This window comes from Pseudomonas fluorescens (assembly GCF_900215245.1).
Taxonomy (GTDB): domain Bacteria; phylum Pseudomonadota; class Gammaproteobacteria; order Pseudomonadales; family Pseudomonadaceae; genus Aquipseudomonas; species Aquipseudomonas fluorescens.
Genome location: NZ_LT907842.1, coordinates 2,922,235 through 2,947,677, shown reverse-complemented (window position 1 = coordinate 2,947,677; position 25,443 = coordinate 2,922,235). Strand labels below are relative to the sequence as shown.

Genomic DNA, 25,443 nt, shown 5'->3' with positions numbered 1-25,443 from the left:
TACTTGAAAACACTCACGTTACTCACCGACTGGCGCGACCGCCCCACCCATCGCCGCGTCTGGGCCCTGGCTGCACCGATGATTTTGTCGAACATCTCGGTGCCGCTGGTAGCCCTGGTCGACAGCATGGTCATCGGCCACTTGCCACACGCCCACCAACTGGGCGCCGTGGCCGTAGGGGCCAGCCTCTATACCTTCCTCGCCTGGGCCATGGGTTTTCTGCGCATGGGCTCCACCGGGTTTGCCGCGCAGGCCGCCGGGCGTGGCGATGGTGCAGCGTTGCGACAGGTGCTGCTGCAAGGTCTGCTGCTGGCGCTGGGCCTGGCGATGCTCTTGGGCACGGTGGGCATCCCGCTGAGCCAGTTGGCGCTGGAGTGGATGCAGCCCTCCCCCGAGCTGAATCAACTGACCCGCGACTTTTTCCACACGCGTTTGTTCGGCCTGCCTGCTGCGCTGGCCAGCTATGCGCTGGTCGGCTGGTTCCTCGGCACGCAGAACGCCCGTGCACCGTTGGCGATTCTGCTGACCACCAACCTGGTCAATATCGCCCTGAACCTGTGGTTTGTACTGGGCCTGGAATGGGGCGTAGTCGGCTCCGCACGCGCATCGGTCATCGCCGAATGGACCGGCGCCCTGCTCGGTCTGGCGCTCACGCAAAACGCCTTGCGCGCCTATCCCGGGCATATCGCCTGGGCCGCACTCAAGCGCTGGCAAAGCTGGCGCCCGCTGCTGGCGGTGAACCGTGACATCTTCATCCGCAGCCTGGCACTGCAGTCGGTATTCTTCATGATCACGGTGCAAGGCGCCCGTCTGGGTGATGCCACCGTGGCGGCCAATGCGCTGCTGCTCAATGGCCTACTGCTGACTGCGCATGCCCTGGACGGTTTGGCCCACGCAGTCGAGGCCCTGTGCGGGCATGCCATCGGCGCCCACGACCGCCAGGCGTTACGCCGTGCATTGGTGGTCGCCTGCGGTTGGTCATTGATCGCCAGTGTGGGCTTCGCGCTGCTATTTACCTTTGGCGGCCACCTGTTTATCGCCATGCAAACCAATATCCCCAGCGTGCGCGAAACCGCCGATATCTATTTGCCTTATCTGGCGGTGCTGCCGCTGATTGCCGTGTGGAGTTACTTGCTGGACGGCCTGTTTATCGGCGCTACCCGCGCACGGGAAATGCGCAACGGCATGCTGCTGACCGTGGTGATTTTGCTGCCGTTCGCGTGGGTCTTGCAGGGCTACGGCAACCACGGCTTGTGGATAAGCTTCCTGTTGTTCATGGCCTTGCGCAGTCTCACGCTGTGGGCGATCGCTTGGCGATTGAACAAGAGAAACGCGTGGCTCGGCGAGCCGACCTGTTAGTTCTCACAGGTTACAAAACCCCGTCACCGACGTTGAATGAAGGTTGGGCCTGCAAAGCGATACGTTTCCGGCCTCAACCTTCTTTACACTCAGGGACGAACAAACATGGGCAGCAATACCGTATTTATCATCGGCGCGTTGTTAGTGGCCGGTTTAATCGTGGCCGCCACGATGCGTGCGGCCAAGGCAAAAAAATCGCCGCCACCGAGCGATGTCGTCGCTGCACCTGCCATTCAAACCCCACAGGTCACCCCGGACACCGGCGAGTGGGCAATCAAACCGGGGAGCGACATGCCTGCAACCCTGCCGGAGCTGCCTGTCTCAAGCGCCGTGGAGGTCTGGAACCAGACGGGTTTCCAGATATTCGCGACGCAGCAGGGCATTCGAGCGACCCTGTCGCCCCAGAGTCGCACGCTGATGAGTAATGGCGTTGCGCTGACAATCACGCCTGCATCACCGGACCACACGCTGCGCTCCGTCACGCTGGAGGAAGCAAGTACCGAGACCTCAACCGTGTACAGCCTCATCGTCCAATAGCGCCAGCCTCACTGGCCCGGAGTGGACTGGATAAACGCCGTGACCCGATCCAGCACTGGTGCCAGCCAGCGCAAGGGTTTGGCAATCGATGCCACCAATGTCGCGTGGTTGGTCTTGGTGAAGTAAAACACCTCGACCGGCACACCCGCGTCGTGCAGTTTTTTCGCCAGCCCGCCGGTGTTGCGTGTGGGGTTGACCAGCGTGTCGCTCGCCGAGGCAATCAACAGGCTCGGCGGCGCGCCATGGTCGACGTGGTTGATCGGCTGGGAGTCGGGCGGGGAATTCGGAAAGAAAAACACCGGGCGCACATCGCGGTTTTCAATCGGCAGAAAGTCATAGGGCCCGGCCAGGCCAATCCAGCCCTTGAGCATCGAGGGCGCCAGATTCACCTCATTGAGCCAGCGCGCATCCAGCGCCAGCATCGAGGCGTTGTAGGCGCCGGAGCTGTGGCCCATCAGGTACAACTGCGTGGGGTCGGCGCCGTATTCGGCGATGTGTTGACGTGTCCAGGCCACCGCTTGGGCGCCGTCTTGAAGAAAGCTTGGGTAACGCACTTGCGGATAGAGCCGATAGTCGGCGATCACGACGACGATGCCGCGTGAGGCCAGTGCCTCGCCGACAAAACCATAATCGTCCTTGGCGCCGCTGTTCCAACTGCCACCGTAGAAAAACACCACGACGGGCGCGTTGGGTGCGGCCGCGACGGGGCGGTAGATATCGAGTTTTTGCCGGGGGTCATCACCGTAGGCGATGGATGCGGTTTTGGTGAAGGTGCTGGAGGGCGTCAGTGCGTTGAGCACTTTGATCGGCGAGCACGCCGCGAGAAATGCGGCGACCGCCAGGGTGAACACTTGCAAGAGTTTGCTCGACATCGTTCAGACCTCACGAAGAAGGTACAACCAAACGAAGATACAAATGTGGGAGTGGGTTTGCTCGCGAAAGCGGTGAATCAGTTAACACATGTGTGACTGATGTACCGCTTTCGCGAGCAAGCCCGCTCCCACATTTTAGATCTCTGCCAGCCGATATTACGAGGACAGGTACGAAGAGCGGGTCAAACCGAGACGCAACGCATCCAGGAACTGCGTGCGCTCGCTGGCACTGATCTTCGCGCTCGCGCACTTGTCGCGGTAGTGCGTCATCAACTCCTCCGGCGACAAGTGCACATAGCGCAGCATGTCTTCGATGGTGTCGTGGGTCTCGATACCGGCGCTGTACACCGAACCGTCTTCGCGCTGGTAGATGTTCACCGAGTCGGTATCACCGAACAGGTTGTGCATGTCACCGAGGATTTCCTGGTAAGCGCCGACCAGGAAGATGCCCAGCAAGTAGTCTTCACCTTCATTCAAGGCGTGCACCGGCAGGCTGGTCTCGATGCTCTGCTCGTCGACGTATTGCTTGATCTTGCCGTCGGAGTCGCAGGTCAGGTCTTGCAGCACGGCGCGGCGCAGCGGCTCTTCGTCGAGACGGTGCAGCGGCAGAATCGGCAGGACCTGGCCGATGGCCCAGGTGTCCGGCAAGCTCTGGAATACCGAGAAGTTGCAGATGTACTTGTCGGCCAGCTTGTCGTTGAGTTCGTCCAGCACTTGGCGGTGCGAGCGCTGACGGGCTTTCAACGAGTTGTGCAAGCGACGGCACACGGCAAAGTAGCACTGCTCGGCGAGGGCTTTTTCCGCCAGGGTCAGTTTGCCGTCAGCGTACTGGGTGGCCACGTCGCTCATGTAGTGAGTGGCGCGCCAGTAGGTTTCGGTGACCATTTCGATGTCGGTCGGGCCCAGCAGGTCCACCAGCCATTGCACGGTTTCCGGCAGGCTTTCCTTGTTCTCGATTTGCGGCACGTCGTCGTTGTGTTTTTCAACGTCGGTGACTTGCACCACCAGCATGGCGTGGTGGGCGGTCAGGGAGCGGCCGCTTTCAGAGAAGATGTTCGGGTGCGGCAGGCTCTGCGCGTCGCAGAATTCCTTGAGCATGCCGACGACGACGCCGGCGTAATCGTCCATGTCGTAGTTGATCGAGCTGGCATTACGCGAGTGGGTACCGTCGTAGTCCACGCCCAAGCCGCCGCCGACGTCGATGTGGTCCACCGGCAGGCCGAGGTTACGCAGTTCGCCGTAATAACGAATGGCTTCCTTGAACCCGTGCTGGTAGTCGGCCAGGTTGGCGATCTGCGAGCCCATGTGGAAGTGCAGCAGACGAATGCCTTGATCGAGGCCCGCCGCGCGGAAGCGCTCGACCACCGACAGCAACTGCGCCGCCGACAAACCGAACTTGGACTTCTCGCCACCCGTGTCCGCCCATTTGCTCGACGCCAGCGACGACAAACGCACGCGCAAGCCAACCTGCGGCTTGACCTTGAGGTTGGCGGCTTCTTCGATCACCAGGCCAACTTCGGATTCTTTCTCGATCACGATGAAAACATTGTGACCCAGCTTCTGGCCCATCAGCGCCAGGCGGATGAACTCACGGTCTTTGTAACCGTTGCAGACGATGGTGCCACCCTTGGGTGCCAAGGCCAGCACAGCCAGCAGCTCAGGCTTGGAACCGGCTTCCAGGCCGATGGAAACGTCCTGGGTGGCGATGATGTTCTCGATCACCGCTTCCTGCTGGTTCACTTTGATCGGGTACAGCGCGGTGTACTTGCTCTGGTATTCCAGGCGCTCGATATTGGAATCGAAAGCGCCGGTCAGTTGGCGTACACGGTCTTGCAGGATATCGGGAAAACGCACCAGCAGCGGCAAGGACAAACCGCTTTTGCGCAGCTGGTCGACTTGCTCGTACAGATCGACGGGCGTGCTGTTCGGGCCGTTCGGACGGACTTCAACGCGACCGGCATCATTGATCGCGAAATACCCGGCCCCCCAATGGCGAATCCCGTAAACACTGCGGCTGTCCGCAACTGTCCATTGGCTGCCATCGTCTTTGCGTGTGCGTCGTACGGACATCGAAGTCCCCTATATAAAGTCGAAGATCACCGCGCCCTTCTTGTAAGGCTGGCGAAGTCTAAAGAATGAAAATGACGATTTGCCTGTAAGCAAGGTAGACCCCACTCGCAGGACAGAGTTTAGACACCGGTCAGGAACAGGCTCTGTGAAAACCATGGAGACGACCGTTCGCGTTCAGCAAACCGGCGATCGGGGTGGGTTTCACAGAGGCTGCTAGCCGCCGGATTTCTTCGCCTTGTAACCCAGCTTGATCAGCTCGGCCAACAGCAACTCGACGTGATCGCCCTGGATCTCGATGACGCCGTCTTTCAGGGCGCCACCCGTGCCACAGCGCTTTTTCAGCGTGGTGGCGAGTTCCTTCAGGGCTTCTTCGGCCAGCGGCACACCGGTGACGGTGGTCACCGTCTTGCCGCCACGGCCCTTGCTCTCGCGTCGTACGCGGGCAATACCGTCGCCTTCAGGGATCAGGGTCTGTTTGCAGGTACACGAATCCACGGGCTGGCGACAGTCCGGGCAGTGTCGACCTGCGTCGGTGGAAAATACCAAGCCACCAAGGGCGGCGAAGGATGCGGCTTTTTTGGCCACCGGCAATCCTCTTGGGAGGACAAAGACAGATCGGTGCTCGGTTCTCGTAAACAGAACAGGGCATCGACCGCGAAGCCCCACTCAGGCAGGGGCAGCGCTACCGAACCGCAAAGGTGGTTCGGGTGAAAAGTCGCGCAGTGTAACGGCAAAAAGCCGACTTGCTAAGAGCCAAATAGCGCCAATTTATGCAACTTTAGCGACGCGAGGCCAGATAGCGCCGCAAGCCCTCTTGAGCGTCCGGGCAGTAAGGCTTTTGTTCAGCTTCCTGCAGGACCCTTTCAAGGGGTAAAAACCGCGCTTCCATGACCTCTTCGGGCTGCAGGCGTAAGGGGCCATCCCAGACCGCCGAATAGGATTTGCACCAGAGCCGGCTGGCGCCATCCTCGAAGTAGAAATGGTCATGCTCGACCAGGTCCACGCCGCCCACCCCAAGCTCTTCTTCCAATTCACGGGCCGCCGAATCGGCGTAACACTCGCCTGCCGCGACCATGCCACCCGCGGCCGTGTCCCAAAACCCAGGGTACAAGGCTTTGCTCAAGGTGCGCCGATGCACACACAGTTCGCCGGCCGAATTGAACAGGAAGATAAAGGTGCAACGGCCGATCAGGCCGCGCTCACGCAGGTCAGACCTGACGAGATGGCCGAGCAGGTTGTCCTGGTCGTCGACCCAGCAGATCAGTTCAGCATCAGAGGCCGCGCGGTGCGCGGCCTCATTTTGAGTAGCGTCCATCATTACCCCTGGTTGAGGAGCTGACGCAAGTCGATCACTGCAGCGTTTGCCCGGGAAATATAGTTGGCCATGACCAGCGAGTGGTTGGCGAGAACGCCAAAGCCACTGCCGTTGAGAATCATAGGGCTCCAAACCGGCTCCTGCGAGGCCTCCAGCTCACGAATGATCTGACGCACGCTGACGGTGGCATTTTTCTTGGCCAGCACGTCGGCAAAATCGACTTCGATGGCGCGCAGCAAGTGAGACAGAGCCCAGGCCTGGCCACGGGCCTCGTAGAACACGTTGTCGATCTGCATCCATGGGGTTTCCACCACTTCTTCATCGACCTGCGGCACTTCACCCGGCGCCAGGGCTTCGGTTTTCAGCGCGGTGTTCAGCTTGACCCGACCGACACTGGCCGACAGGCGTTGCGACAACGAGCCCAAACGAGTGGCGACATCACCCAGCCAGTTGTTCAGGTTGTCGGCACGCGCATAGAACAGCGCGCCTCTCTGGTTAGGGTCGGACAGACGCGCTTCGTAGCGGCTCAGGGAATTGATACCTTCCTGGTACTCCGACTCGCTGGATGGCAGCACCCAGCTCTTGTTGTCAAAGTTGAAGCGTGGCTCGGCCTTGGCCAAATCGGCGTCCTCGGCCGACTGCGACTGGGAACGGGCGAAGTCTTTACGCAGGGCACGGGTCAAGTCACGCACCTGCACCAGCACGCCGTATTCCCAGCTCGGCATGTTGTCCATCCACAAGCCTGGCGGGAAACGGTCGTTGGAGATATAGCCACCGGGCTTGTTCAGCAACGTGCCGACCACGGTCTTGAGGGTTTCGACAGTGGTGTAGCCAATCACCATCTGCTTGCCTTCCTTCTCCGCAGCAAGCTGGGCGTTTTGCTGGACCGGAAACAGCGCCGGCTCTTCGCTCCAGTACCAACCCAGGCCGCCGGTGACCAACAGGTACAAGGCCAGCACGCTGAGCAACGCTTTGCTCATCAGCAGGTTGCGAAAGTAGCCGCGTTGGGTCGACTTTGGCTCAGGGGCGGGGCCTTTGGCACTGCCTGCACGATTTTTCCAGTCCAGCATGGCGATATCCTTTCAATCACTTGAGTTCATGCACGTCAATTGTCCGGGTGCGGTCAAACACTCCGACCACAACCCTACCCCATCGTGCCCATCGGTGCGGGCCTTTTAACCAAAGTGGCGCACCGGGCAGATTCGACTATAAAGATCTGCAACCATAACGCATGCCGGCTTTTTACGCAGCGCGACCATAAGGTCAGAAACTGAATCGCACAGACGTGTACTTAATTGACGTATGACACTCATATATAAGAAAAGAGGTGCTAGCATAGAGCCATCAGTCGACCTCAGCATGCACCCTCACTAGTAGTCAGGATATGACCGAGCCAGAAGACCCCAGCCGTGAGCGTCTCAAGCAGCACTTTGCCCAGCGGGTAATTCATCAGGCACGTCAAATTCTTGAGATCTGGCAACGCCTGCAGCGCAGTGAATGGTCAAACACAGATTTGTCCGAACTCAGCGAAGCAAACCTGCGCCTGCTGCGTTTTGCCGAACGCTTCGAACAGCCGGAACACGGCCAACTGGCGCGGCACATTGGCGAGTCCCTCAAGGTCGTGGACGAGAACCGTGGCCGCCTCAGCAGCCAGGTGATCACCGAACTCAACCGCCTGATGCAGCGCCTGTCCCGCACCGGCCTGCGCCAGGGCGACCAGCTTGAGCAAACGTTCCTGCCACCGATGCGCAAGCCGATCTACGTGATGCTGGCCGATCACGACCGCGCCGAGCGCCTGGCCAAGCAACTGGAATTCTTTGGCATGAGCGCCCAGTCGCTGGACAGCGTGGCAGCGTTTCGGTCCTCGCTGGCCGAGCGCCTGCCTTCGGCGATTGTGATGGATGTGGATTTCTGCGGGGCCGGCCTGGGCCTCAAGCTCGCGGCCGAAGCCCAGGAAGGCCTTGAGCAAAAGCTGCCGCTGTTGTTCTTCAGCCTGCACGAAACCGATACCCCGACGCGCCTGGCCGCGGTGCGCGCGGGCGGCCAGGAGTTCCTCACCGGCACGCTGGAAGCCTCCAGCCTGCTGGAAAAGATCGAAGTGCTGACCTGCGTCGCGCAGTACGAGCCTTATAAAGTGCTGATCATCGACGACTCACGCGCCCAGGCATTGCACACCGAGCGCCTGCTCAACAGCGCCGGCATCGTCACGCGCACCCTGATCGAGCCGATCCAGGCCATGGCCGAGCTGGCGGACTTCCAGCCGGACCTGATCATCCTCGACATGTACATGCCCGCCTGTACCGGCACCGAACTGGCCAAGGTGATTCGCCACAACGACCGTTATGTCAGCGTGCCCATCATCTACTTGTCGGCCGAAGACGACCTGGACAAACAGCTGGACGCCATGAGCGAAGGCGGCGATGACTTCCTCACCAAGCCGATCAAGCCGCGCCACCTGATCACCACCGTACGCAACCGCGCCGCCCGCGCGCGCAACCTCAAGGCGCGCATGGTGCGTGACAGCCTGACCGGGCTGTACAACCATACCCACATCCTGCAATTGCTCGAAGACTGCAGCTTCCGCGCACGCCGCGAGAACAAACCGCTGAGCTTTGCGATGCTCGATATCGACCATTTCAAGCGGGTCAATGACAGCCACGGCCACCCCATGGGCGACCGCGTCATCAAGAGTTTGGCGCTGTTCCTCAAGCAGCGCTTGCGCAAGACCGATTACATCGGCCGCTACGGCGGTGAAGAATTCGCCATCGTGATGCCCGACACCGACCTGGAATCGGCCTGCAAGGTGCTGGATGAAATCCGTGGGCGCTTTGCCGAAATTCACTACCCCGCCCAACCCCAGGATTTATGGTGCACCTTCAGTGCCGGGCTGGTGGAGCTGTGCGACGACTCCGACAGCCTGATGATGGCCGCTCAGGCAGACGAGGCGCTGTACCGCGCCAAGGGCGCCGGACGTAACCGTGTGCAGGCCGCACGCACGTCAAAGCAAAGTGCCATCTTTTCACCGGAATCCACTGATACCGTCATAACCTTGTAATGAAAACGCAATAACTTCAGGCACTTATCTTTCGCTGTCGGTTGAAACCACGCATGCGCCTGAAGCTGCTGACCAATCTGAATACCCTTCTTCTGGTAGCCGTGTGCCTGGCACTTGGGGCGACGCTGTGGTGGTCGCAACGCGCACTCGAACGGCCTTACACGCTGATGGAGCGCTACCTGGGTTTGTCGCAAACCTTCCAGAACCAGGCCGCGCGCAATATCGACGACTACCTGGCCAGTGGCGACGCGTTGCGTTTGAGTAGCGCCAGCCAGAGCCTGGAAGACCTCTTGCAGCACCTGGATGAATTGCCCGCCGAGCTGACGCAAAACCTGCGTCCCAGCCTCGCGGACCTGGATGCCTTCAGCAAAACCGACCTGCTGGCCGCCGGCAAACTGGCCGGCGACCCGCAAGCACTGCTGCTACAGGCCGAGCGAGAGCTGAGCGCGAACCTGGAGCAACTGAGCCAGTACGCAATGGGCGTCAACTCGCCCGAGGCAGCCCGTTACTTGCCGCCACTGCTGGCCGCGTCCCAGCATTTGGGCAAGCTGTCACTGGCACGCGATAAGCTGGTGAGCAGCGGGCGCGCGGAATTGGCCGATGACGTAGAGCGCGAAGTCGCCAGCATCCGCACCCAGGCCGACCTGTTGGCGCAGTTACCCCTGCTGGGCGTAAAGGCCAGCGCGGAATCCAGCTCCGATGACTTTTCAGCCATGATGGGCCTTGAAAACAGCGGAAAAACCGACGTCCAGGACACCGGCGTCGACCTCAAGCGCGAACTCAACAGCCTGCTGACCCGCTACCCCGCCGAACTCAAGCGCACCCGTGAGCAGATCCAGCAGCGCACCGCACTGGCTGCAGGCACCCAGCTGAAAATCGCCGCCGTACAACAATCCATCGCCAGCCTGGAACCCGTGGTGCGCGCGCAACACGCCAAGATCCAGGGCGAAGTCCGCCTGATGCAAGGTGTGATGATCGGCCTGATCCTGTTGATCGCGCTGCTGATCGACACCCTGCAGCGGCGCCTGGCGCGAGTATTGACCAACCTGGCGCCAGCCCTGTCCACCTGGGCCGAGGGCGACTTCAGCCAGCCCATTGCGCTGGGCAAGACCAACCGTGAATTGCACGACATCGAAGCCTCCCTGAATCGCCTGCGCGCCTACCTGGTGGACCTGGTGGGCACCATTCGCGGGAATGCCGAGGAAGTGGCCGGCAGCAGCCGCGCCCTCGCCGAGCTGAGCAGTGGTCTGCATGACGGTGCCGAGCGCCAGGCCGGCGATACCGCGCAGATCCGTGACTCCCTGGGCGAACTGGAAGCCACCATCCAGCAAGTGGCCGGGGATGCCAGCCAGGCGGCCGGCGCCAGTCGCAGCGCGGGTCAAGCCGTGGAACAGGGCCAACGCGTGATCGGCCTGAGCCTGACCGGCTTGCACGCGCTGGTCGGTGAAGTGCAGCAAAACGCGCAGATGATCGAAAAACTCGCCGAAGAATCCGCGACCATCGGCGGCGTACTGACCGTGATCCGCTCGATTGCCGACCAGACCAACCTGCTTGCGCTTAATGCCGCCATCGAGGCAGCCCGGGCCGGTGAAGCCGGGCGCGGGTTTGCCGTGGTCGCTGATGAAGTGCGCTCACTGGCCCAGCGCACCGCCGGCGCCACCGCCGAGATTCAGGGGCTGATTGCCGGCCTGCAATCCGCAGCCCACCAATCGGTGCAAGGCATGCGCGCCCAGGTCGAGCACGCCGAAGCCACCGCGCAGCAAGCCCAGGCGGCCGACGGTGCGTTGGATAAAATCGTCGGGGCAATCCAGACGATTTCCGACACGGCAGTGCGCATCGCCGATGTGACCGCCCAGCAGAGTGGCGCCGTCAGTGAAATTCGCGATAACAGTGAACGCATCCACCAGTTGGGTGAAGATAATCTGCTGCGTATTGGCCAGGGCCGTCGCCAGGGCGACCACCTGCTGGTGCTGGGTGGGCAGCTCAATACGGCTGTGCAGGCTTTCCGCGTTTAATCCGCTCCAATGCCATGCACAGATCACAATGTGGGAGCGGGCTTGCTCGCGAATGCGGTGGGTCAGTCAATTCATTTCTTACTGATCCACCGCTTTCGCGAGCAAGCCCGCTCCCACATTGGATCTCCTGAGACTTCAGGACCGTGCTACCAATGACCGGAATCCAGGCCACAGTCACAAATTTCGCGCAATCCTCGCTAATCGTGCTGCCTACTGCATAGAACTGGACAGTCACAAACGCTTTGCGGCATAGTCGCCGAGTTCTGCCGCACCCACATCAATAACAAGGAACAGCCGATGGCGACCTTACTGGTTCTTCACGGACCCAACCTGAACCTGCTCGGCACCCGCGAACCGGGCGTCTACGGGGCAGTCACCCTCGATCAGATCAACGTGGATCTGGAGCGACGGGCGCGTGAAGCCGGCCACCATTTGCTGTACCTGCAAAGCAATGCCGAGTACGAACTGATTGATCGCATCCATGCCGCGCGTGGCGAAGGCGTGGACTTTATCCTGATCAATCCCGCCGCTTTTACGCATACAAGCGTTGCATTACGTGACGCGCTGCTGGCGGTGAGCATCCCATTTATCGAAGTGCACTTGTCGAACGTGCACAAACGCGAAGCTTTCCGCCATCACTCTTACTTCTCCGACGTAGCGGTAGGAGTGATCTGCGGCCTTGGCGCCAGCGGTTATCGACTGGCCCTGGAGGCCGCCCTGGAACACATTGAACAACCGGCCAAGCGCCCCTGACCGACCCTTGGGAGTTGATGATTCATGGATATCCGTAAAGTTAAGAAACTGATCGAACTGCTGGAAGAATCCGGTATCGACGAGCTGGAAATCAAGGAAGGCGAAGAGTCCGTACGGATCAGCCGTCACAGCAAGACCCCGGCCCAACAGTTCTACGCGCCACAGATGCAAGCGCCGGCACCAGCCGCTGCTGCTCCGGCCGCCGCACCTGCTGCCGCTGCGCCAGCCGCACCTGCTGCGCCTGTGTTGAACGGCTTCGTGGTCAAGTCGCCAATGGTCGGTACGTTCTACCGCACCCCGGCACCGACCTCGCCAGCCTTCGTTGAAGTCGGCGCAACCGTGAAAGTGGGCGACACCATCTGCATCGTTGAAGCGATGAAGATGATGAACCACATCACTGCTGAGAAAGCCGGCGTCATCGAATCCATTCTGGTAGAAAACGGTCAGCCGGTTGAGTACGACCAGCCGCTGTTCACCATCGTTTGAACCGCGGAGCACCTTCGATGTTGAAACCTGCGAAGAAACTGCAAAAAGTCCTGATCGCCAACCGCGGCGAAATCGCGCTGCGGATCCTGCGCGCCTGTAAGGAAGAGGGCATCAAGACCGTCGCTGTTTACTCGACGGCCGATACTGAATTGATGCACGTGAAGCTGGCGGACGAAAGCATTTGCATCGGCCCGCCACTGGCCACGAACTCGTACCTGAAAGTCTCGAACATCATCGCGGCCGCTGAAGTGACTGGCGCTGATGGCATCCACCCAGGCTACGGCTTCCTTGCGGAAAACGCCGACTTCGCCGAACAGGTGGAAAAATCCGGGTTTGCCTTCATCGGTCCGAAAGCCGAAACCATTCGCCTGATGGGCGACAAGGTATCGGCCAAAGACGCCATGATCGCGGCCGGCGTACCCACCGTTCCAGGTTCCGACGGCCCGCTGCCTGAAGACGAGGCAACCGCCCTGCGCATTGGTCGCGAAGTCGGTTACCCGGTGATCATCAAGGCCGCCGGTGGCGGTGGTGGTCGCGGCATGCGCGTGGTGCACAAGGAAGAAGACCTGATCGAAGCTGCCAAGCAGACCCGCTCCGAAGCGGCTGCCTGGTTCGGCAACCCGATGGTCTACCTGGAAAAGTACCTGACCAACCCACGTCACGTGGAAGTGCAGGTGCTGTCCGACGGCCAGGGCCACGCCATCCACCTGGGCGACCGCGACTGCTCGCTGCAACGCCGTCACCAGAAGGTACTGGAAGAAGCACCGGCACCGGGCCTGGACGAAACTGCTCGCCAGGAAGTCCTGGCGCGCTGCGTCAAGGCGTGTATCGACATCAACTACCGTGGCGCCGGGACCTTTGAGTTCCTCTACGAAAACGGTCGCTTCTACTTCATCGAGATGAACACTCGTGTACAGGTAGAGCACCCGGTTTCGGAGATGGTCACCGGTATCGATATCGTCAAGGAGATGCTGAGCATCGCCGCCGGTAACGTGCTGTCTTTCACCCAGGACGACGTGAAGCTCCACGGCCACTCCCTGGAGTGCCGGATCAACGCCGAAGACCCGAAAACCTTTATCCCAAGCCCTGGCCTGGTCAAGCACTTCCACGCGCCCGGCGGCAACGGCGTACGTGTGGATTCGCACCTGTACAGCGGCTACAAGGTTCCGTCCAACTACGACTCGCTGATCGGCAAGCTGATCACCTGGGGCGCCACCCGCGACGAGGCCATGGCCCGTATGCGTAACGCCCTGGACGAAATCGTGGTTGACGGCATCAAGACCAACATCCCGTTGCATCGGGATCTGGTTCGCGATGAAGGCTTCTGCGAAGGTGGTGTGAACATTCACTACCTGGAACACAAGCTGGCTAACCAGTAAGTGCTCCACCCAACAAAGCCGCCTTCGGGCGGCTTTGTTGTGTATGGCCCCTCCATTTTGAAGCTATACAGTCTAAATGTGGGAGGGGCCTTGCCCCCGATGGCAGCAGCTCAGTCATAGATTAGGTGACTGACCCTCCGCTATCGGGGGCTCGCCCCCTCCCACATTTAGACTGTGTACTGTCAGTACAGTCGTCTTCTTCTCCACGCTCGCGTAAACTTGCGCGCTTTCGCGACCCAGCCGTCGCACACTCATTTTTTCAAAGGTGCCCGCCATGCCTTGGCTGCAAGTCCGTCTCGCCATCAGCCCAGAACAAGCCGAAACCTACGAAGACGCTTTCCTCGAAGTGGGCGCTGTCTCGGTGACCTTCATGGACGCCGAAGACCAACCAATCTTCGAACCGGAACTCAACACCACGCCGCTGTGGTCCCACACCCACTTGCTGGCCCTGTTCGAAGACGGCACCGACGCCGCCGCCGTGCTGGCCCATATGGAACTGCTCACTGGCAGCCCGCTGCCGGAGCATCACAGCGAAGTGATCGAAGACCAGGATTGGGAACGTAGCTGGATGGACAACTTCCAGCCGATGCGTTTCGGCCAGCGCCTGTGGATCGTACCCAGCTGGCACGCCGCCCCTGAACCGGATGCGGTCAACCTGCTGCTGGACCCGGGCCTGGCATTCGGCACCGGTACTCACCCCACCACCGCGCTGTGCCTGGAATGGCTTGATGGCCAGGACCTGACCGACTGCAACGTGCTGGATTTCGGCTGCGGCTCGGGCATCCTGGCGATTGCCGCGCTGCTGCTGGGCGCCAAAGAAGCTGTCGGCACCGACATCGACGTGCAAGCCCTGGAAGCCTCCCGCGACAACGCCGGGCGCAACCATATTCCTGAAGGCAAATTCCCACTGTACCTGCCGGAGCAATTGCCCCAGGTCCAGGCCGATGTGCTGGTGGCGAATATCCTTGCCGGGCCGCTGGTGTACCTGGCGCCGCAGCTGTCGAGCCTGGTCAAGCCAGGTGGGCGTCTGGCGCTGTCGGGTATTCTCGCCGAGCAAGGCGAAGACGTGGCGGCGGCCTATGCCCAGGACTTCGAGCTGGACCCGATCGCCAACCGTGACGGCTGGGTACGCATCAGTGGTCGTCGGCGCTAGAATGGGCGCTTGCCTGAATCGGATGGCCGCATGACCGACAGTTTCGTCACCCAGTGCCCGCATTGCCAAGCTCGCTTTCGCGTCAGCCACGCTCAATTAAGCGTGGCCCGTGGCGTGGTTCGCTGCGGCTCATGCCTGCAAGTGTTCAACGCCGCCCGCCAACTGCTGGAGCAGCGTGCCGGTGCATCTGCGCCGCCCGGTACACAGCCGGCTGCCGAGGCTGCCCCGCAAACACCGCGGGCAATCAGCCAGAAGCAGTGGACCGCCGAAGAGCTCGACCTGGACAACCTCGACCTGGACGAAGAACTGGCCAAGCTGGAACGCCGCGAGATTCAGCACACCCTGCCGCCAGGCACCGAGCGTCGCCAAGCAGGTGCCGACCGTCGGCAAAAGGAAGATGCCCTCAGCGCCAGCCGTGACACCGTCAAGGCCGAGGAAGAAAAGTGGGCCGCCAGCCTGTTCAGCGAACCGCCCGAGGAACGTGTCCAAGCCAGCGAAGAGCAACCCGAGCCGCCCAAGGCGCCTGCGACCAAGCAGCGCACCGAGCCGTCCATGTCGTTTCACATTGACGACGTTGACGATGAGCCGTCGCTGCACTCAACCCCTGACGATGACGATATCGACCCGCCGTTCACGCCGCTGACCGCTGCCGCCGACGAGCCCGAACCCGAAGAACGCTCACAACCGCGTCGCAAACGCCCGCGCCCGGAAGCCAGCGTTCACGACGATGTACTCCAGGACCTGGAAGACGACCCGCTGCATCTTTACGCGCAGAAACGTCCGTCAGGCTGGGGCCGCCGCCTCCTCTGGATGTTCCTGGTATTGCTGGCCGCCGCCGGCCTGGCAGGCCAGTACATTGCCTATCAATTCGATGATCTGGCCCGCCAGGACGCGTACCGCCCATGGTTCCAGCAACTGTGCCCAACACTGGGCTGCACGGTGCCATCACGGGTCGATATCGCGCATATCAAGAGCAGTAACCTGGTGGTACGCAGCAACCCGGAGTTTGCCGGGGCGCTGGTGGTGGACGCCATCATCTATAACCGTGCGACGTTCTCCCAGCCTTTCCCGCTGCTGGAGCTGCGTTTTGCCGACTTGAACGGCAGCCTGATTGCCAGTCGTCGCTTCAAACCCGGCGAATACCTGAGTGGTGAATTGGCCGGTGTGAGCGAAATGCCTTCACAGACGCCGATCCATATCTCCCTGGACATCCTCGACCCAGGCAATAAAGCCGTGAATTACAGCCTGAGTTTTCACTCGCCCGAGTGAGCCGGCTCACGCTCCGAGGTTTGACGGCAAATTATTGACTGCCCCGCCACCTACCAAACCGGTGGCGATAAAGAAATAACTGTTCAGATTTTATCCAATTCAGCCTTTATCCAGTCATCGAGAGCGGGTATCATGCCAACCCTTTTTCGAACTCTAATGATCCGGCCCCACAACAGGGAAGTCCTATGTCGGCGGTACGCATCGGCCCATACACATTGCCAAACGGTTTGATTCTCGCCCCGATGGCGGGCGTCACCGATCAGCCCTTTCGTCAGCTGTGCAAGCGTTTGGGCGCGGGTCTAGTAGTCTCTGAAATGGTCACCAGCGACATGAGCTTGTGGAACACCCGCAAATCGCGGATGCGCATGATCCACGAAGGTGATCCCGAGCCCCGCTCGGTACAGATCGCCGGTGGTGATGCACAAATGCTGGCGGAAGCAGCGCGGGCCAACGTGGAGTTGGGTGCGCAGATCATCGATATCAACATGGGCTGCCCGGCCAAGAAGGTCTGCAACAAGGCCGCCGGTTCCGCGCTGTTGAAAGATGAGCAATTGGTTGCCGAGATCCTGCAGGCCGTTGTCGCCGCAGTGGATGTACCGGTCACCCTGAAGATTCGTACCGGTTGGGACCGGGACAACAAGAATGGCCTGACGGTGGCGAAGATCGCCGAACAGGCAGGAATTACCGCGTTGGCGGTGCACGGCCGCACCCGCGCCGACCTTTACACCGGTGAAGCCGAGTACGACACCATTGCCGCGATCAAGCAGGCGGTGTCGATGCCGGTGTTTGCCAATGGCGATATCGACTCAGCCGAGAAAGCCCGGCGCGTGCTGCACGCAACCGGTGCCGATGGCTTGTTGATTGGCCGGGCCGCCCAGGGGCGTCCATGGATTTTTCGTGAGATCGAGCATTTTCTGCGTACCGGCGACGTGTTGCCGGCACCGGAGCTGATCGAGGTGGAACGTATTCTGCTAGAGCATCTGGCCGCCCTGCACGCCTTCTATGGAGACGTGATGGGAGTACGCATTGCTCGCAAGCATGTCGGCTGGTATCTCGCAACCTTGCCGGGCGCCAGGGAGTTTCGCGCCCACTTCAATCGTTTGGATGATACGGAAGCACAGTGCGCCAACGTTCGTGAGTTTTTCAGCGAACGTTACAAGAGCCTGGGGACAGGGGACGGAGAGGGGGTGGCCGCATGACGATGATGACCGAGACTTTAGTGAGTGGAACAACACCCGTGAGCGACAACGTCAATTTGAAACAGCACCTGAACACACCGAGCGAAGAAGGCCAGACCCTTCGCGGGAGTGTCGAGAAGGCGTTGCACAATTATTTCGCCCACCTTGAGGGCGCTTCCGTCACGGACGTGTACAACCTGGTGCTCTCCGAAGTCGAAGCGCCCTTGCTCGAAAGCGTGATGAACTACGTCAAGGGCAACCAGACCAAAGCCAGTGAGCTGCTGGGCCTCAACCGTGGCACCTTGCGCAAAAAGCTCAAGCAGTACGATTTGCTGTAAGCATTCAATCAAACCAGAAAGGCGCCCGCGTAAAAACGGACGCCTTTTTTGCTGACTCCTTTGCTTTTGATGGAAATTGAAATGACCGACCAGACTACCCGCCTGCCGATCCGCCGTGCCTTGATCAGTGTCTCCGACAAGACCGGGATCCTTGAATTTGCCCGGGAGCTGGAAGCCCTGGGCGTGGAAATCCTCTCCACGGGCGGGACCTTCAAACTGCTGCAGGACAACGGCGTGGCCGCAGTAGAAGTCGCGGACTACACCGGTTTCGCAGAAATGATGGACGGGCGGGTCAAGACCCTGCACCCGAAAATCCACGGCGGGATCCTCGGTCGTCGCGGTATCGACGACGCCATCATGACCGAACACGGCATCAAGCCGATCGACCTGGTGGCCGTTAACCTTTACCCGTTCGAAGCCACCATCAACAAGCCAGGCTGCGACCTGCCGACCGCCATCGAAAACATCGATATCGGCGGCCCGACCATGGTTCGCTCCGCGGCCAAGAACCACAAAGACGTGGCCATCGTGGTTAACGCCAGCGACTACGCCAACGTGCTCGAAAGCCTGAAAGCCGGCGGCCTGACCTACGCCCAGCGTTTCGACCTGATGCTCAAGGCGTTCGAACACACTGCCGCCTACGACGGCATGATCGCCAACTACATGGGCACCGTGAACCAGGCGGCTGAAACCCTCAGCACAGAAGGCCGCAGCCAGTTCCCGCGCACCTTCAACAGCCAGTTCATCAAGGCCCAGGAAATGCGCTACGGCGAGAACCCGCACCAGAGCGCGGCGTTCTACGTGGAAGCCAAACCGGCCGAAGTCGGCATCGCCACCGCGACCCAGCTGCAAGGCAAAGAGCTGTCCTACAACAACGTGGCCGACACCGACGCCGCGCTGGAATGTGTGAAGAGCTTCGTCAAGCCGGCCTGCGTGATCGTCAAGCACGCCAACCCGTGCGGCGTGGCCGTAAGCCCGGACGCTGAAGGCGGCATTCGCCAGGCGTACGAACTGGCCTACGCCACCGACACCGAATCCGCCTTCGGCGGCATCATCGCCTTCAACCGCGAGCTGGATGCAGAAACCGCCAAAGCCATCGTCGAGCGTCAGTTCGTCGAAGTGATCATCGCCCCTTCCGTGAGTGAAGAAGCCCGCGCCATTGTTGCCGCCAAAGCCAACGTGCGCCTGCTGGCCTGCGGTGAGTGGTCGGCTGAGCGCGCCGCTGCCTGGGACTACAAGCGCGTCAACGGCGGCTTGCTGGTACAGAGCCGCGACATCGGCATGATCGGCAGCGAAGACCTCAAAGTCGTCACCAAACGCGCCCCGACCGAGCAAGAGATCAACGACCTGATCTTCGCCTGGAAAGTCGCCAAGTACGTTAAGTCCAACGCCATCGTCTACGCCAAGAACCGCCAGACCATCGGTGTCGGCGCCGGCCAGATGAGCCGCGTGAACTCGGCACGTATCGCCGCGATCAAGGCTGAGCACGCCGGTTTGCAGGTGGCTGGCTCGGTGATGGCGTCCGACGCGTTCTTCCCGTTCCGTGATGGCCTGGACAACGCTGCGAAAGCAGGGGTTACCGCCGTGATCCAACCGGGCGGTTCGATGCGTGATGCAGAAGTGATTGCCGCTGCCGACGAAGCCGGTATCGCCATGGTGTTCACCGGCATGCGCCACTTCCGTCACTGACAGATTTGATACCAAGTGGGCACTGGCTTGTGTAGGCGCTGGCTTGCCTGCGATGCAGACAGCTCGGTGTTTCAGTGCGACCGGGTTGATGCTATCGCAGGCAAGCCAGCTCCCACAGAAAAGCAACCCACAGTGCTTCCAAGAATTGAGCGTCATCCGAGGGTTTTGAAATGAATGTTTTGATCATTGGCAGCGGTGGCCGTGAACACGCCCTGGCCTGGAAAGTTGCCCAGGACCCACGCGTCCAGAAAGTTTTCGTCGCCCCTGGCAACGCCGGCACCGCCATTGAAGCCAAGTGCGAAAACGTCGCCATCGACGTGCTGGCCCTTGAGAAGCTTGCTGATTTTGCCGAAAAGAATGTTTCCCTGACCATCGTCGGTCCGGAAGTGCCGTTGGTTGCCGGCGTCGTGGACCTGTTCCGTAGCCGTGGCCTGGATTGCTTCGGCCCGACTGCCGGTGCTGCGCAACTGGAAGGTTCCAAGGCGTTCACCAAGGATTTCCTGGCACGCCACAAGATCCCGACTGCGGACTACCAGAATTTCACCGAGATCGAGCCAGCCCTGGCTTACCTGCGTGAAAAAGGTGCGCCGATCGTGATCAAGGCCGACGGCCTGGCCGCCGGTAAGGGCGTGATCGTTGCGATGACCCTGCAGGAAGCCGAAGACGCCGTGCGCGATATGCTCGCTGGTAACGCTTTCGGTGATGCCGGTTCCCGCGTCGTCATCGAAGAATTCCTCGACGGCGAAGAAGCCAGCTTCATCGTGATGGTCGACGGCAAGAACGTTCTGCCGATGGCCACCAGCCAGGACCACAAACGCGTCGGCGACGGCGACACTGGCCCGAACACCGGCGGTATGGGTGCTTACTCCCCTGCCCCAGTGGTCACCGCCGAAGTACACCAGCGTGTGATGGACCTGGTGATCTGGCCGACCGTGCGCGGCATGGCCGACGAAGGTAACGTGTACACCGGCTTCCTGTACGCCGGCCTGATGATCGACAAAGCCGGTAACCCGAAAGTCATCGAGTTCAACTGCCGTTTCGGCGACCCGGAAACCCAACCAGTGATGCTGCGTCTGCAGTCGAGCCTGGTGCTGCTGGTGGAAGCGGCCCTGGCCCAGGCACTGGACAAGGTTGAAGCACAATGGGACCCGCGTCCGAGCGTCGGTATTGTGCTGGCGGCCGGTGGTTACCCTGCCGACTACGCCAAAGGCGACGTGATTGAAGGCCTGGATGCAGCGGCTATGCTGGAAGGCAAGGTGTTCCATGCGGGCACCGTGCTCAAGGACGGCAAAGTTGTAACTGCAGGTGGCCGTGTGTTGTGCGCCACCGCAATGGGTGCCAGTGTCGACGCCGCGCAACAACAGGCGTACAAACTGGCCGCAAAAATCGACTGGAAAGGTTGTTTCTACCGCACGGACATCGGCTACCGCGCCATTGCCCGTGAACGTGGCGAGAACAGCTGAACAGCTACACTTGAGTAGCTATCCGTTCGGTTAGGTAAGGGCCTCTGGCCCTTGCCCTACGCATGTCGCCCCGCGCATAGTTAACCCGTGCATCAACCTACGAAGGGATTTCGCCGTGCGCTGGCTCAGGATCGCCATAGGTTTCACAGTCAGTCTGCTGACTCTGCTCTGCTTGTTCCCGGCCCAGGCCGCCGCACAAGGCAGTGGTTGGGCAGTCTTGCTTGATGAACAGGCCGACCTGCAACTGAGCGACATTCGCTCCGCCCGCTACACCAATCAATTCAGCCCCATCGAACTGGACCGGATTACCGCTGCAGAGCCGGACGGTGCGTTGTGGGTACGCTTCAAGCTGCAACCCGGCAAGCACGAGCAAGTGCTGCGGGTATTCGCCCCGGACCTGTCCCAGCTGAGCCTCTATGTACTGGACGGCGACACCCTGGTGGAACAACAAAGCACCGGCACCCGCCAGCCCCAGGCGGAGCGCCCGCTGCCCAGCAGCGATTTCATGCTGCCGATGCCCCAGAGCCAGAAGCCACTGGACGTTTATCTGCGCCTGGTCTCGGAACACGAACTGCGCCCCTATATCACCCTGGAACCGGCCGTGCTCGCCGCCGCCGATCAGACCCAGACACTGATCTATGGCCTGCTGTTCGGCTGCCTGCTGATGCTGATCCTGCACAACCTCACTCGCTTCGCTTACCACCGCTCGCGCAGCAGCCTGTGGCTGGCGGCCTGCGAGCTGCTGTTGATGCTGAGCCTGGCGTTGTTGCTCAACCTGGTGGGGCCGTGGCTGCCGAACTGGCACGCGATCCAGACCCCGGGCGCCTACCTGGCCCTGCTGCTGACCGCGCCCTGCGGGTTGATGTTTGCCTACCGATTCTTCATGCCCTTGGGCCCGCACCCGCTGAACAAGCTGTTGATGGCCGACATCCTGCTGATCGTGCTGTGCGGCCTGCTGCTGTTGTTCGTCAACACCTTGCCGCTGAACATCATCACCTACGCCCTGGTGGCCCTCGCCGGGCTGAGCATGTTGTTTATCTCGGCCTATCACTGGCAGAAAGGCTACCGGCCGGCACGCTTGTTCGTGGTGGCGATGGTGGTGTTCAACATCGGCACATTGATCATCCTCCCTGCCCTGCTGGGCCTGACGCTGGTGGCGCCGCAAGGATTGATCGTCACCCTGCTCGGGTTTATCTGCCTCAGCGGCCTGCTGATGAGCCTGGCCCTGGGCGAACGCCAGCGCGCGATTGTCGAGGCCCGCTTCAGCCTCAGCCGTGACCTGGCGGCCAGCAACGCCGAGATCGCCGCCAAGGCCGAGTTCCTGGCGAAGATCAGCCACGAAATCCGCACGCCCATGAACGGTGTGCTCGGCATGACCGAGTTGCTGCTCGGCACGCCGCTGTCGGTAAAGCAGCGTGACTACGTGCAAACCATCCACAGCGCCGGTAATGAACTGCTGACGCTGATCAACGAGATCCTCGACATATCCAAGCTGGAGTCCGGGCAGATTGAGCTGGACGACGTGCAATTCGACCTCAACGCCTTGATCGATGACTGTTTGAGCATCTTCCGCGCCAAGGCCGAGCAGCAGAACGTCGAACTGATCAGCTTTATCCAGCCCCAGGTGCCGCGAGTGATCAGCGGCGACCCGACCCGCCTGCGTCAGGCACTGTTAAGCCTGCTGGAAAACGCCCTGCAAAAAACCGATGAAGGTGAAGTGCTGATCGTCGTCGCCCTCGACGAACGCAGCGTCAAGCCGCGCCTGCGCATTGCCGTGCAGGACAGCGGCCTGCCGATGGAAGCCGCCGAGCGCGACGCGCTTTTGCACAGCGAACTGCACAGCAAGAACTTCCTCTCGGCCACGCGCTTGAGCGGCCATCTGGGCCTGGTGATCGCGCGTCAATTGATCCTGTTGATGAATGGCGAGTTCGGCATCAAGAGCGGCAGCCACCAGGGCAGCACCCTGTGGCTGACCCTGCCATTGGACCCGGAACGCCTGGAGCATCCGACGTCCGACCTCGACGGCCCGCTCAAAGGCGCACGGGTGTTGGTCGTGGACGACAACGACACCTGTCGCAAAGTGCTGGTGCAGCAATGCACGGCCTGGGGCCTGAACGTCAGCGCCGTGCCGTCCGGCAAGGAGGCCCTGGCCCTGTTGCGCACCAAAGCTCACCTGCGCGATTACTTCGACGTGGTGCTGCTGGATCAGAACATGCCCGGCATGACCGGTATGCAACTGGCGGCGAAGATCAAGGAAGACCCGAGCCTGAACCACGACATCCTGCTGATCATGCTCACCGGCATCAGCAACGCGCCGAGCAAGATCATCGCGCGCAACTGCGGGATCAAGCGCATCCTCGCCAAACCGGTAGCCGGCTACACGCTCAAGACCACCCTGGCCGACGAACTGACCCAGCGCAGCAAAGGCGCAGTGCCGCCGCGCCCTGCCCTCACTGCGCCGACAGCCGTGACCGTGCCCAGCGACTTCCGCATCCTGGTGGCTGAAGACAACAGCATCTCCACCAAAGTGATTCGCGGCATGCTGGGCAAGCTCAACCTCAACCCGGACACCGCCAGCAACGGCGAAGAAGCGCTGGAGGCGATGAAAGCCCAGCGTTACGACCTGGTATTGATGGACTGTGAAATGCCGATCCTCGATGGCTTCTCCGCCACTCAGCAACTGCGCGCGTGGGAAGTCAGCCACCAACGCATTCGCACACCGGTGGTCGCGCTCACCGCACACATCCTCTCGGAACATAAAGAGCGCGCGCGCCAGGCCGGAATGGATGGGCACATGGCCAAGCCGGTGGAGTTGTCGCAATTGCGCGAGCTGGTTGAGTTTTGGGTGGCGCAGCGTCAACAGCGACCTGAGCACGCACCGTCCTGACCGCAAACACACCCAATGTGCGAGCGGGCTGGCTCGCGAAGGCAGAGTGTCAGTCAATGCATCGTTAACTGATCCAGCGCATTCGCGAGCAAGCCCGCGCCCCCCTATGATCGGCGCCGCCTGATAGACTCTCCCCACTTCCCCCGCCTGTGAGCCGCGCCCATGCTCCATGTGTTATTCAGCGTTTACCTGAAGATGCTGGTGCTCTACAGCCCGTTTTTTGTGCTGTCCTGCTTTATCAGCCTGACCCGTGGTTATTCCAGCAAGGAGCGCAGGCGCCTGGCCTGGAAAGTGGCGTTGGCAACGCTGGTGTCGAGCGTATTGCTCTACCTGTTTGGCCGGGTGATTTTCAGTGTGTTCGGTATCACGGTGGACGCCTTCCGCATCGGTGCCGGCAGCGTGCTGTTTATCTCAGCCCTGGGCATGGCCCAAGGCAAGTCAGCGGTGCAGACCGACAATGTGCAGCAGGACGTGACCATTGTACCGCTGACCATCCCCCTCACCGTTGGCCCCGGCACCATCGGTGCACTGCTGGTGATGGGCGTCAGCCAACCGCATTGGGATGACAAGATCACCGCCATCCTCAGCATCGCCCTGGCCAGCCTCACGGTGGGCGTGGTGCTGTATTTGTCCAACCGTATCGAACGCATTCTCGGCGACCAGGGCTTGCAGATTGTCAGCCGGTTGATGGGGTTGTTCGTGTGTGCGCTTGCCGCGCAAATCATATTTACCGGGGTGCGCGGCTACCTGGTGCCTTAAATCCGATACTGGGCGATTGCCGACTGCACCTTGTCTCCCGCGCTTTCGCGCATCAGCTGCAGGGTCTTTTCGGTGACCACCGAGGTATTCAGCAGCAGGCACGTCTGCCCGCTGAAGGCCTCAAACGAGGCGCTGTCCCACTCCAGAAAAGGCACGCCGACCTGTTTGCTGACGCCGTGACTGCTGTAAGTCACTAACACCATCATCACTTCGCCATCGGTCTCGGCACACGAGGCCAAGCCGAAATCACCGCCCTGATGCACCGTGCTGTTGCGCTTGAACAACTCGAAGGACGCGGGTTGCTGCTTCATGGCCTCCAATGCGTCGGCTGCCAGCTTCGGCAGCGCTGCCAGCAGTGGCATGGCCAGCGACGTCGACGCCAGCATTGCCGCGATGATATTAAGCGCGGCCGTTTGCACCGTCAGGCCCTTGCCCGAGCTTTTGACCCGCTCGAAGCTGCTGCGCACCGGCAACCAGCCCAGGCTGATCATCACCTTGATAAATTCGTCGTACCACGCCTCCGTGCCGCGTTTTACTTTCAACACATCGCTGACATAACCACTGGCCAGCAAATAGCTTTTGCGGATGTACTCGCGGTTCAGCGCAGACATACCCTCGATAAACGAGATAACACCGTTGTTCACCACTGCCGCATTGCAATCATCCTCAGTGTCCAGCGGCGAAGAGGGCGTGATTGCCGGCGCCCCTGGCAGCTTGTAGGCGGCAATCAACTTGCGCCTTTTCGCACTGATGATCCTTTTGTGATATCGCTCCATTTTCCGTTCTCCACAAGCACCCCACATGGGGCTTGCCCCCACACTAGTCGAGTCGCAGGTGCGCTCGCCAGACGACAAACATCGCTTGGC

At 60.8% G+C, this 25,443-nt stretch carries 21 protein-coding genes; 15 read left to right on the top strand and 6 right to left on the bottom strand.

The genetic code is table 11. The features are described from left to right. Window positions 1-3: 3 nt before the first annotated feature. Together CPH89_RS13500 and CPH89_RS13495 are read left to right on the top strand one after the other, a co-directional pair. Window positions 4-1,359: an MATE family efflux transporter gene (locus CPH89_RS13500; protein WP_053254142.1), complete on the top strand. Its 1,356-nt coding sequence runs from the start codon at window positions 4-6 to the stop codon at window positions 1,357-1,359. A gap of 105 nt (window positions 1,360-1,464) precedes the next feature. Next, window positions 1,465-1,896: a hypothetical protein gene (locus CPH89_RS13495; RefSeq protein WP_053254141.1), complete on the top strand. Its 432-nt coding sequence runs from the start codon at window positions 1,465-1,467 to the stop codon at window positions 1,894-1,896. 8 nt (window positions 1,897-1,904) lie between these two features. Here CPH89_RS13495 and CPH89_RS13490 read toward each other — a convergent pair whose 3' ends face one another. The 5 genes from CPH89_RS13490 to CPH89_RS13470 form a co-directional block, all read right to left on the bottom strand. Further along, on the bottom strand, window positions 1,905-2,768 hold the full coding sequence (locus CPH89_RS13490) for an alpha/beta hydrolase (RefSeq protein ID WP_053254140.1): 864 nt from the start codon (window positions 2,766-2,768) through the stop codon (window positions 1,905-1,907). 156 nt (window positions 2,769-2,924) lie between these two features. Next, entirely contained in the window at window positions 2,925-4,838 is a 1,914-nt protein-coding gene (speA, locus tag CPH89_RS13485) for an arginine decarboxylase (RefSeq protein WP_053254139.1), read from the bottom strand. A 213-nt stretch (window positions 4,839-5,051) separates the two neighbouring features. Continuing rightward, on the bottom strand, window positions 5,052-5,423 hold the full coding sequence (locus CPH89_RS13480) for a translation initiation factor Sui1 (RefSeq protein ID WP_053254138.1): 372 nt from the start codon (window positions 5,421-5,423) through the stop codon (window positions 5,052-5,054). Window positions 5,424-5,616: 193 nt separating this feature from the next. Further along, complete coding sequence (locus CPH89_RS13475; RefSeq protein WP_053254137.1) at window positions 5,617-6,153, bottom strand: NUDIX hydrolase; 537 nt, start codon at window positions 6,151-6,153, stop codon at window positions 5,617-5,619. A 2-nt stretch (window positions 6,154-6,155) separates the two neighbouring features. Then, complete coding sequence (locus CPH89_RS13470) at window positions 6,156-7,133, bottom strand: DUF2333 family protein (RefSeq protein WP_371850841.1); 978 nt, start codon at window positions 7,131-7,133, stop codon at window positions 6,156-6,158. A gap of 404 nt (window positions 7,134-7,537) precedes the next feature. Between CPH89_RS13470 and CPH89_RS13465 the strand changes: the two genes are divergently transcribed. From CPH89_RS13465 to CPH89_RS13405, 13 genes are all read left to right on the top strand, one after another. Beyond that, entirely contained in the window at window positions 7,538-9,208 is a 1,671-nt protein-coding gene (locus CPH89_RS13465) for a response regulator (protein ID WP_053254135.1), read from the top strand. 53 nt (window positions 9,209-9,261) lie between these two features. After that, entirely contained in the window at window positions 9,262-11,223 is a 1,962-nt protein-coding gene (locus tag CPH89_RS13460; protein WP_053254134.1) for a methyl-accepting chemotaxis protein, read from the top strand. Window positions 11,224-11,520: 297 nt separating this feature from the next. Continuing rightward, window positions 11,521-11,976, top strand: a complete 456-nt coding sequence (aroQ, locus tag CPH89_RS13455; protein WP_053254133.1) for a type II 3-dehydroquinate dehydratase — start codon at window positions 11,521-11,523, stop codon at window positions 11,974-11,976. 24 nt (window positions 11,977-12,000) lie between these two features. Further along, the gene (gene accB / locus CPH89_RS13450; RefSeq protein WP_017738537.1) at window positions 12,001-12,462 is read left to right on the top strand and encodes an acetyl-CoA carboxylase biotin carboxyl carrier protein; all 462 of its coding nucleotides are present in this window, start codon (window positions 12,001-12,003) and stop codon (window positions 12,460-12,462) included. A gap of 17 nt (window positions 12,463-12,479) precedes the next feature. Then, on the top strand, window positions 12,480-13,841 hold the full coding sequence (accC, locus tag CPH89_RS13445) for an acetyl-CoA carboxylase biotin carboxylase subunit (RefSeq protein ID WP_053254132.1): 1,362 nt from the start codon (window positions 12,480-12,482) through the stop codon (window positions 13,839-13,841). A gap of 274 nt (window positions 13,842-14,115) precedes the next feature. Continuing rightward, on the top strand, window positions 14,116-14,994 hold the full coding sequence (gene prmA, locus CPH89_RS13440) for a 50S ribosomal protein L11 methyltransferase (protein WP_053254131.1): 879 nt from the start codon (window positions 14,116-14,118) through the stop codon (window positions 14,992-14,994). A gap of 30 nt (window positions 14,995-15,024) precedes the next feature. After that, window positions 15,025-16,263, top strand: coding sequence for a DUF3426 domain-containing protein (locus CPH89_RS13435; RefSeq protein ID WP_053254130.1), 1,239 nt, complete (start codon window positions 15,025-15,027; stop codon window positions 16,261-16,263). Between the two features lie 185 nt (window positions 16,264-16,448). Continuing rightward, the gene (gene dusB, locus CPH89_RS13430; RefSeq protein WP_053254129.1) at window positions 16,449-17,462 is read left to right on the top strand and encodes a tRNA dihydrouridine synthase DusB; all 1,014 of its coding nucleotides are present in this window, start codon (window positions 16,449-16,451) and stop codon (window positions 17,460-17,462) included. After that, a complete protein-coding gene (fis, locus tag CPH89_RS13425) occupies window positions 17,459-17,779 on the top strand; it encodes a DNA-binding transcriptional regulator Fis (RefSeq protein ID WP_002555375.1) in 321 nt (106 codons plus the stop codon). The genes dusB and fis overlap by 4 nt, the downstream gene beginning before the upstream one ends. Before the next feature lie 81 nt (window positions 17,780-17,860). After that, window positions 17,861-19,468 carry a bifunctional phosphoribosylaminoimidazolecarboxamide formyltransferase/IMP cyclohydrolase gene (gene purH / locus CPH89_RS13420; RefSeq protein WP_053254128.1) on the top strand — a complete coding sequence of 536 codons (1,608 nt, stop codon included), beginning with the start codon at window positions 17,861-17,863 and terminating at the stop codon, window positions 19,466-19,468. Between the two features lie 170 nt (window positions 19,469-19,638). Further along, complete coding sequence (purD, locus tag CPH89_RS13415) at window positions 19,639-20,931, top strand: phosphoribosylamine--glycine ligase (RefSeq protein WP_053254127.1); 1,293 nt, start codon at window positions 19,639-19,641, stop codon at window positions 20,929-20,931. 115 nt (window positions 20,932-21,046) lie between these two features. After that, window positions 21,047-23,818: a hybrid sensor histidine kinase/response regulator gene (locus tag CPH89_RS13410; RefSeq protein WP_053254126.1), complete on the top strand. Its 2,772-nt coding sequence runs from the start codon at window positions 21,047-21,049 to the stop codon at window positions 23,816-23,818. A 162-nt stretch (window positions 23,819-23,980) separates the two neighbouring features. Next, a complete protein-coding gene (locus tag CPH89_RS13405; protein ID WP_003217330.1) occupies window positions 23,981-24,577 on the top strand; it encodes a MarC family protein in 597 nt (198 codons plus the stop codon). Here CPH89_RS13405 and CPH89_RS13400 read toward each other — a convergent pair. Further along, a complete protein-coding gene (locus CPH89_RS13400; RefSeq protein ID WP_053254125.1) occupies window positions 24,574-25,353 on the bottom strand; it encodes a hypothetical protein in 780 nt (259 codons plus the stop codon). The genes CPH89_RS13405 and CPH89_RS13400 overlap by 4 nt on opposite strands. Window positions 25,354-25,443: the final 90 nt, after the last annotated feature.